The organism is Microbacterium sp. ZW CA_36, from assembly GCF_044987475.1.
GTDB lineage: Bacteria > Actinomycetota > Actinomycetes > Actinomycetales > Microbacteriaceae > Microbacterium.
The window spans coordinates 23,436-32,095 of record NZ_JBJDRL010000046.1 but is presented as its reverse complement, the minus strand read 5'-3'; the positions used below and the strand labels follow the sequence as shown (position 1 = coordinate 32,095).

Below are 8,660 nucleotides of genomic sequence, written 5' to 3'. Positions count from 1 at the left end.
GGCGACGCCAAGGCCTACGGCGTCCACGGCTTCGACTTCTACACCCGCGAGAAAGCCATCACCAGCCGCTGGCTCGACCCCGCCCACCACGGCGGCATCAACCTCGGCTTCCCCCAGAACAACTGACCTCGGCATCCGTCCATACGATCGATTCACGAGAGCACGAGATGAGCACTACGGACCAGCGCTGGTTCCACCGCCGCGGCGACCTCGCCCGGGAGGGGTGGGAGAGCGTCGTGGACGCATCGATTGCCGGATGGCAGCACACCGGCATCCGTGTCGCCGAGATCGCAGAGGGACAGTCGCTGACGCTCGACGACCGGGGTGTGGAGCGGATCGTCGTCCCGCTCGCCGGATCGTTCAGTGTGCTGCACCGCCACGACCCGGGGGAGTGGGAGACCCGACTGCGCGGCCGGCGCTCCGTGTTCGACGGCCCGACGGACGTGCTGTACCTCCCGACGGGAACGACGGCGGAGATCCGCGGCCGCGGGCGCGTGGCGATCGCCGAGGCGCCGACGACCGAGGCGCGGCACTGGCAGTACGTCCCGCCATCCGACACCTTCGTCGAACTGCGGGGGGCCGGGCGCTCGAGCCGCCAGGTGCACAACTTCGGCACCCCGCGCGCCATCGACGCTGCCCGTCTCATCGTGTGCGAGGTGATCACGCCGGCTGAGAACTGGTCGTCGTACCCGCCGCACAAGCACGACGAGCACGTGCCCGGTCACGAGTCGCGCCTCGAGGAGATCTACTACTTCGAGACGGCGCCGGTGGCGGGGGCGCCGTCGGCGGCGGATGCCGCTTTCGGCATGTTCAGCACCTACTCCTCGCCCGCGGGTGAGATCGACATCAACGCGATGGTGCGCACCGGCGACATTGCGCTCGTGCCCTTCGGATACCACGGACCTGCTGTGGCGGCTCCGGGCTACGACCTGTATTACCTCAACGTGATGGCCGGCCCCGATCCCGAGCGCGAGTGGCTGATCAGCGACGATCCCGCGCACGCCTGGGTGCGCGACACCTGGACCGGGCAGAGAATCGACGAGCGGCTGCCGTTCACCGAGCGAAAGGAGGGTCGCAGCTGATGGGCGCGACGAAACGGATGACGGTCAGCCAGGCGCTCGTGGAGTTCCTGGCCCACCAGTGGACCGTCGACGGCGAGATCCGCGAGCGCACGATCCCCGGCATGTTCGGCATCTTCGGGCACGGCAATGTCGCGGGCATCGGCCAGGCGCTCAAGCAGCTGAACGTCGAGGATCCCTCCCTGATGCCGTACCACCAGGCCCGCAACGAGCAGGCGATGGTGCACCAGGCCGTCGGCTACGCGCGCATGCACCGGCGACGCGGAACGTACGCGTCGGCCGCCTCGGTGGGTCCGGGCGCGGCGAACATGCTGACCGCCGCCGCCCTCGCGACAGCCAATCGCCTCCCGGCGCTGCTGCTTCCCAGCGACACCTTCGCGACCCGGGTCGCCGACCCCGTGCTGCAGCAGCTCGAGCAGCCGTGGGACATCGGCCTGACCGTGAACGACGCGTTCCGCCCGCTGTCTCGGTTCTTCGACCGCGTGCAGCGGCCCGAGCAGCTGTACTCGATCGCCCTCGCGGCGATGCGGGTGCTCACCGACCCCGTCGAGACGGGCGCCGTGACGATCGCCCTCCCCGAGGACGTGCAGGCCGAGGCGCTCGACGTGCCCGTCGAGTTCCTGCAGGACCGCGAGTGGCACCTCCGTCGTCCGCTGCCCGAGCGAGGTGCACTGGCTCGTGCCGTCGCGGCGATCCGCGGCGCGAAGAACCCCTTCATCGTCGCGGGCGGCGGCGTGATCTACGCCGGCGCCGAAGACCAGCTCCGCGCGCTCGTCGAGGCCACCGGCATCCCGGTCGGCACCACGCAGGCCGGCGGCGGCGCCCTGAACTGGGACCACCCGCAGAACCTCGGAGGGGTCGGAGCGACCGGCACGCTCGCGGCCAATCGCCTCGCCGCCGAGGCCGACGTCATCATCGGCATCGGCACGCGCTACAGCGACTTCACCACCGCGTCGCGCACCGCGTTCCAGAACCCCGATGTCGTGTTCGTCAACATCAACGTCGCCTCGTTCGACGCGTACAAGCACGGCTCGCAGCTGCCCGTGATCTCCGACGCCCGCGAGGCGCTGGCGGCGCTCGCCCTCGAGCTCGAGGGCTTCGCGGTCGCGGGCGGGTACGCCGAGCGCATCGCGCGCGAGAAGGCGGAGTGGGATGCCGCGGTCGACGCGGCGTTCGCGCCCTCGGGGCGCGCGCTGCCCGGCCAGCCCGAGATCCTCGGCGTGGTGCAGTCCGCCAGCGCCCCCGAGGATGTCGTCGTGCAGGCCGCGGGTTCGCTGCCGGGCGACCTCCATAAGCTGTGGCGCGTCCGCGACCCGCTGGGCTACCACGTCGAGTACGCGTTCTCGTGCATGGGCTACGAGATCGCGGGCGGGCTCGGGGCCAAGCGCGGGCTCCTCGCCGACGGCGACGACCGCGACGTCATCGTGATGGTCGGCGACGGGTCGTACCTCATGCTCAACACCGAGCTCGTGACCGCGGTCGCCGAGGGCATCAAGATCATCGTGGTGCTGATCCAGAACCACGGCTTCGCGTCGATCGGGCACCTCTCCGAGACGGTCGGCTCCGAGCGCTTCGGCACCTGGTACCGCGAGTACGACGGCGAGGCCCGCAACTTCCAGGGCGGGAAGGTCCTGCCCGTCGATCTCGCGATGAACGCGCGCAGCTACGGCCTCGACGTCATCGAGGTCGAGCCCGGCACCTCCGCCATCGACGACCTGAAGGCGGCCGTCGCGCAGGCGAAGGCATCCGACCGGTCCACGTTCATCCACATCAACAGCGACCCGCTGATCTACGCCCCCGACGGTGCCGGCTGGTGGGATGTGCCTGTCGCCGAGGTCTCGACGCTCGACAGCACGCAGGAGGCCCGCGACGCGTACCTGTCGCAGCAGAAGGCTCAGCGCCCGCTGCTCGGCTGAGCCGGCGGCCGCACGCTGTGGCGTCCACAGGTCGCGCGTCAGGCGATGCGGACGAGATCGGGTGAGGTGACTTCGTCGGCGAGCGCGCCGTCGTGGACGAACCGCTGGACCTCGGCCACGACGTGGTGGCCGATGCGTCGCAGCTCATTGCCCATCGACCCGGCGATGTGCGGTGTGAGCGTGGCGCCCGGAAGCGAGAACAGCGGATGGCCGGCCGGCAGCGGCTCCGGATCGGTGACGTCCAGCACCGCCCGCAGCCGATCGGCTCTGAGCTCGTCCACCAGGGCATCGGTGTCGACCAGGGAACCCCGCGCGGTGTTGATGAGGGTGGCGCCGTCGGCCATGAGTGCGAGCTCGGTGCGACCGATCATGCGATGCGTCTCGGGAAGCGCGGGCGCGTGGATGGACACCACCCGCGACCGCGTGAGGAGCTCGGGCAGCGACACCCTTTCGACGCCGAGCGCGGCTGCCTCCTCGGCGGTGAGCGACGGGTCGAACATGAGGCAGTCGACGTCGAACGGCCGCAGCAGTTCGACCACGCGTCGCCCGATGCGCGATGCGCCGATCACGCCCACCGTGATGCCGAATGCGCCGACGTCGCCGCGCGGGCGCGCCGCGAGCATGTCCTGCGTCCGCGAGAAGTCGTGGGCCGAGCGCAGCGCATCGCTCGCGCTCAGCAGGATCGCCGCCAGCGTGTACTCCGCGACAGGGACGGCATTCGCGCCGGCGGCGCTGGAGACGCGGATGCCGCGTTCCCAGACGGCAGGAGTCACCAGGCGCTTCACCGACCCGGCCGCGTGCACCACGGCCCGAAGCCGTGGCCAGTGGGCGAGGGTCGCCTCGTCGAGCCGCGGTGCACCCCATCCGGTGATGAGGATCTCGACGTCCTCGGTCGATGCGGGGATGGCGGACAGCTCGGGGGTCAGCACCTCGGCGTGGACCGCGACGATGCGATCGAGGTCACGGCGCGCCCGCGCGTCGAACAGGTCGCCGGCGAGCTGCGGCGACTCCATGGCGAGCAGGGTGGGCGGACGGGTCATCCGATGACCTCGCCGTCGGTCGGGACGACATCGACGGTTCCGTCCGGCCAGCGGACGACGATGCTGTCGGACTCGATTTCGACGGCCGGCACGAAGGCGAGGTCGAGGCCCGCCCCGACGGCGCCCAGCGTGACGAGCGCGGCGACGATGTGGCCGCGATGCGCCGGCTCGGCCCCGGCCACCCACGGGGTGACGGCGCCCGACGCGAACGGATCGCCGTCCTCGCGGCGGTCGAGGCCGGTCTCAGCGAGCCCGCGCACCCCTCGCACCGCGGTGGTCAGCCCGTCGGCCCTCCAAGCCTTCGCGCCCTCACCGGCCCACTGTCCCGCGTCGACGGGGAGTGGCCACCCTCCGACGCGGAAGGTCCATGGGCCCTCGTCTACCGGCCACACCGAGTCCGCATCGGCGGACGCCGACGGCGTCGCGACCGGGGGCGCGGGACTCCACCAGGCGAGGCGCAGTTCGTGCACGCCGTTCGCCACGGACGCGACGGTGACCCGGGGTCCACGCCGCAGCGATGCCCATCCGGCAACGTCGGCCGGGGCCGCATCGGTCCCGCTGTCGAGCCAGTGCACGCGGGAGCGCGACACCGCGACGCGCCCGCCCACGTGCACCGGCTCGATGGCGTCGCGATGCGACGGATACCCGCCCGCGTCGAGCAGCGCGACGTGGGACTCCAGCGGCCGCCCCACGCCGGCGCGGGTGAGTGCGGGCGAGGTCGAGCTCGAGTAGCCGAGGCGCTGGTAGAACGGGTTGTCGGCGCGCGGGGCTCCGGCCGGTCCACGGAATCCGTCCGAGCCGTGGTTGAGCACGCGCACGATGCCGTCCTGCTCGGAGCGCACCACGAGCCAGCCCGGCGCGGGCAGCGCGCGCACGCTGACGGCGGGCCGATCGGGAGCGGGCGCCGAGGCCGACCACTCCGGGTGCTCCGGCGGAAGCAAGAGCCCCAGCATCCCTTTGCTCGCCCAGTACGGCGAGGACGAGCCGGTGTACACCTGCCGGATCGGGGGGAACTCGCGGTGCCATCCGATCGACAGCAGCCCGCGGTCGTCGACGCTTCCTGCCGAGAGGAACCGGTCGAGCACCGAATCGGCGAGGCCCCGGGTCGCGCCCGTCTCCAGCGGAGTGGCGCCCGCCAGCGTGCCGGCCCAGAACGGCGCGAGCATCGCGAAGCGGTACGTGAGCGAGCGTCCCTGGAAGAGCGGGTCGCCGTGCGACCCGACGAGGTCCCGCGCCTGGTCGAGGAAGGCCCGCAGGCGCTCGCGGTGCAGCTCCTCGAGTTCGACGCCTCGGATGCGGGCGTGCAGGAGGGGATAGACGTGCCATGCCCAGCCCGCGTAGTAGTCGAAGCTGCGGCGGACGCCGTCGGGTCCGCTCCCGTCCGAGTACCAGCCGTCGCCGATGTACAGGCTCTCCTGGATCTCGGTGTTGCGATCCAGGTCGTCCTGCTTCCACGGCCCGCCGACGGAGCCGAGGAACGCCTCGATGACGTTCTGGAACCAGATCCAGTTGTTCGTGTAGCCGCTCGTGCCGACGACGCCGCCGAGCCACTCGACCACGCGGCTCTGCACGGCGTCGTCGAGCCGATCCCAGAGCCACGGCCGCGTCTCCGAGAGGGCGATCGCGACGGATGCCGCCTCCACGACGGCCTGCCGGCGCTCGGCGATGGTGGGCCACCGCTCGGGGCTCGCGGCATCCGTTCCTGCGACGAGACCGCGGGCGTACCGCTCGAGGACTCCCGAGGGGTCGGCCCCGTCGGCGCCCCGCACGCGGAACGCCGCGAGCAGGAACGTGCGGGCGAATCCTTCGAGCCCGTCGCTCCACCGGCCCGACGCGCTGACCGGTCCCGGCAGCGTGATCAGTGACCCACTGGGAGACGCGTGCGCACCGGCCGCCTGCAGCAGTTCATCGGCGAGCTGCTGCCACCGGTCGCGTGCGGTCGTCGGCGTCGCTGCGGCATCCCGGTACATCGTCGTCACCCGTCGATCGTGCATTACGCTCCTGTACTCATCCGCTCTTTCGGACAAATTCGATCACGAACGGGCACCCGGATCAGACTGCGACGAACGGACTTCGCACATGGTGGGACAGAACGCTCTTCCCAGGACTCGGCACGAACACCTGCTGCGGCAGCTGGAGCTGCACGGCAGCGTCAGCGCCGCCGACATCGCCGAGCAGCTCGGCGTCTCGCAGGTGACGGTGCGGCGAGACATCGTCGAGCTCGAGCAGGCGGGCAGGCTCGCTCGCGTCCACGGTGGCGCGATCGCCCTGGGTGCGCCGCCGGTCGCCCAGCCGGCACGTGCGAACATCGGTGTCGTCGTTCCCTCGTCGGTCAGCCATTTTCCCCAGATCGTGCGAGGAATGGATGCCGCCTCCCGCGGTGGCCGCACACGGATCGTGCTTGCGACGTCGCAGTACCGGGAAGAGCTCGAGCAGCGGCAGGTCGAGCGGCTGGTCGATGTCGGCGTCGCCGGCATCATCCTCGCTCCCACCATGCGCAGTCGCACCGAGATCGAGCTGGCCGAGTGGGTGCGCACGATCCCCGTGCCCGTGGTGTTCCTCGAGCGGCGACTGGAGTCGACGGCGCTCGCGGCGTTCGACAGCGCCCGCACCGATCATGCGCGCGGCGCGCAGCTCGCCGTCGAGCACCTGGCCGCGCTGGGCCATGCCGCGGTCGGGCTTGCCCTGTTCGATCGCACGCCGACCGCCCCGCTCATCCGCGAGGGACACGCGTCCGCGATCGCCCGGCTCGGACTCGCCGAGGCTCCCTACGCCGCGCTCCCGAAGGGTGACGAAGGCGATGACGAACCGCTCGACGACGCCCTGGTCGCGTTCCTCGATGCGTGCGGACGGACCTCGACCGCGGCGGCGATCGTCCACACCGATGTGCACGCTGCCCGGCTCGTCGAGCTCGCGACGGATCGCGGCATCCGGGTTCCCGACGACCTCGCGATCGTGGCGTACGACGACGACACGGCCGGCCTAGCGATGGTGCCGCTCACGAGTGTCACCGCGCCGGGGCGTGACCTCGGCCAGGAGGTGCTGCGGATCATGACGGAGCGGATCGCCGCACCGGACCGTTCGGCGACGGCGGCACGTCACATCACGATGCTGCCCCGGCTGACGGTCCGGGAGTCGTGCGGCACGATCGCCTGATCGTTTTTGTCCACTTGGGCAGGAACGCTCGGGGCCTCGATCTACCTTGTCTCTGCACGCTCCCGGCGGGATCTCGCCGCGCGAGCGACGAGAGGCAACGAGCAAGGAGGCTCCGATGACATCCCGAGCATTCACCAGTGCGACCAGGTCCACCGCCCGGCGCGGCGCACTCATCGCGGGGGCCACCCTCGCGGTCGGCGCACTCGCTGTGCTCACCGGCTGCTCCGGCGGCGGTGAGACGCCCGCAGCGACGGCCGATCCCGACGAGGAAGTCACGCTGAACTTCGCGTGGTGGGGCGACGCCAGCCGCGCCGAGCGCTACGAGGCGGCGATCGACCTGTTCGAGGAGCAGAACCCGAACATCACCATCCAGACCGGTTACGCCGGTTTCGGCGACTACTGGACCGCGCGCAACACCGAGGCCGCGAGCCGCACTCTCCCCGACGTGTTCCAGATGGATCTCGCCTATCTCGCCGAGTACGGCGGGTTCGGCCACGTCCTCGCCCTCGATGACTACCTCGGCGACGCCATCGCGACCGACGGCATCGAGCCGTCGCTCGTCGAGGCCGGCGCGGTCGACGATCAGATCTTCGGCCTCGCCTCCTCGAGCAGCACGCTGGCGACCCTGTACAACGAGCCGCTGCTCGAGCAGCTGGGCGTCGACGTGCCCGAGGGGCCGGTGACGTGGGACGAGTACGACGAGTTCCTGGCCGAGGTCTCGGCCGCCGGCGCATCGAACGATCCCGTGGTGTACGGCTCGCTGGACTACACGCAGTACTTCTGGCTGTTCCAGATCTGGCTCGGCCAGCAGGGCCTGTCGCTGATCGACGGCGGCGAACTGGGCTTCGAGCAGAGCGACCTGGCCGACTGGTGGTCGCGCAGCGCCCCGCTGCACGAGTCGGGCGCGGCCATGCCCGCCGAACGACAGGCGCAGCTGGAGGGCGTGGACGCGCTCGGTGCGGGCGAGATCGCCAGCGACGTCAGCTGGGCGAACTTCCTCGCGCGTTTCAGCGAGGGTCCCGCAGCCCCCGAGCTCTCCCTCGCCATCCCGCCCTACGACGACGAGGACAGCACCGGGATGTTCCTCAAGCCCGGTCTGATGCTCTCGATCGGCGCCAACAGCGAACACCCCGCTCAGGCGGCCGCGTTCATCGACTTCCTGGTGAACGATCCCGAGGTGGGTGCGATCTTCGGCATGTCGCGCGGCGTCCCGGCGTCGTCGACGGCCGCGGCGGGCATCGAGGCGAACGAGCTCGACGAGAAGATCCTCGCCTACCAGGAGGCGGTCGCCGACCAGCTCGACGGTCAGGCTCCGCCCGCCGTCCAGGGCCTGGGCACGCTCGAGCAGACGTTCGTGGCGATCAGCCAGGACGTCGCCTACGGTGCCGCCACGCCCGAGGAGGCGGCCGAGCGCTGGTTCGCCGAGGCCGACAACGCACTGAAGTGATCCTGACGCGGGCGGCGTGCAG

6 protein-coding genes are annotated in these 8,660 nt (G+C 71.2%); 4 read left to right on the top strand and 2 right to left on the bottom strand.

Annotation, left to right across the window (positions count from 1 at the left end):
- The first annotated feature begins 167 nt into the window (after positions 1–167).
- Entirely contained in the window at positions 168–1,082 is a 915-nt protein-coding gene (gene iolB / locus ACI3KX_RS16420) for a 5-deoxy-glucuronate isomerase (protein ID WP_404910385.1), read from the top strand.
- On the top strand, positions 1,082–2,995 hold the full coding sequence (gene iolD, locus ACI3KX_RS16415) for a 3D-(3,5/4)-trihydroxycyclohexane-1,2-dione acylhydrolase (decyclizing) (protein WP_404910384.1): 1,914 nt from the start codon (positions 1,082–1,084) through the stop codon (positions 2,993–2,995). The genes iolB and iolD overlap by 1 nt, the downstream gene beginning before the upstream one ends.
- Positions 2,996–3,033: 38 nt before the next feature.
- Here the strand turns inward: iolD and ACI3KX_RS16410 are convergent, their stop codons facing one another.
- Both ACI3KX_RS16410 and ACI3KX_RS16405 read right to left on the bottom strand, forming a co-directional pair.
- A complete protein-coding gene (locus ACI3KX_RS16410) occupies positions 3,034–4,035 on the bottom strand; it encodes a hydroxyacid dehydrogenase (RefSeq protein ID WP_363356812.1) in 1,002 nt (333 codons plus the stop codon).
- On the bottom strand, positions 4,032–6,005 hold the full coding sequence (locus ACI3KX_RS16405) for a DUF2264 domain-containing protein (protein WP_404910386.1): 1,974 nt from the start codon (positions 6,003–6,005) through the stop codon (positions 4,032–4,034). Before ACI3KX_RS16405 ends, ACI3KX_RS16410 begins: the two co-directional genes overlap by 4 nt.
- A 109-nt stretch (positions 6,006–6,114) precedes the next feature.
- On the opposite strand from ACI3KX_RS16405, the gene ACI3KX_RS16400 reads away from it, so the two are divergent.
- Both ACI3KX_RS16400 and ACI3KX_RS16395 read left to right on the top strand, forming a co-directional pair.
- Positions 6,115–7,191, top strand: coding sequence for a substrate-binding domain-containing protein (locus tag ACI3KX_RS16400; RefSeq protein ID WP_404910383.1), 1,077 nt, complete (start codon positions 6,115–6,117; stop codon positions 7,189–7,191).
- A 115-nt stretch (positions 7,192–7,306) separates the two neighbouring features.
- The gene (locus tag ACI3KX_RS16395) at positions 7,307–8,638 is read left to right on the top strand and encodes an ABC transporter substrate-binding protein (RefSeq protein ID WP_404910382.1); all 1,332 of its coding nucleotides are present in this window, start codon (positions 7,307–7,309) and stop codon (positions 8,636–8,638) included.
- Positions 8,639–8,660: the final 22 nt, after the last annotated feature.

What these genes read in the sequence shown, in the direction of transcription:
- iolB (WP_404910385.1), top strand. Translation starts at nt 168, where the DNA reads ATGAGCACTACGGACCAGCGCTGGTTCCACCGCCGCGGCGACCTCGCC.
- iolD (WP_404910384.1), top strand. Translation starts at nt 1,082, where the DNA reads ATGGGCGCGACGAAACGGATGACGGTCAGCCAGGCGCTCGTGGAGTTC.
- ACI3KX_RS16410 (WP_363356812.1), bottom strand. Translation starts at nt 4,035, where the DNA reads ATGACCCGTCCGCCCACCCTGCTCGCCATGGAGTCGCCGCAGCTCGCC.
- ACI3KX_RS16405 (WP_404910386.1), bottom strand. Translation starts at nt 6,005, where the DNA reads ATGTACCGGGATGCCGCAGCGACGCCGACGACCGCACGCGACCGGTGG.
- ACI3KX_RS16400 (WP_404910383.1), top strand. Translation starts at nt 6,115, where the DNA reads ATGGTGGGACAGAACGCTCTTCCCAGGACTCGGCACGAACACCTGCTG.
- ACI3KX_RS16395 (WP_404910382.1), top strand. Translation starts at nt 7,307, where the DNA reads ATGACATCCCGAGCATTCACCAGTGCGACCAGGTCCACCGCCCGGCGC.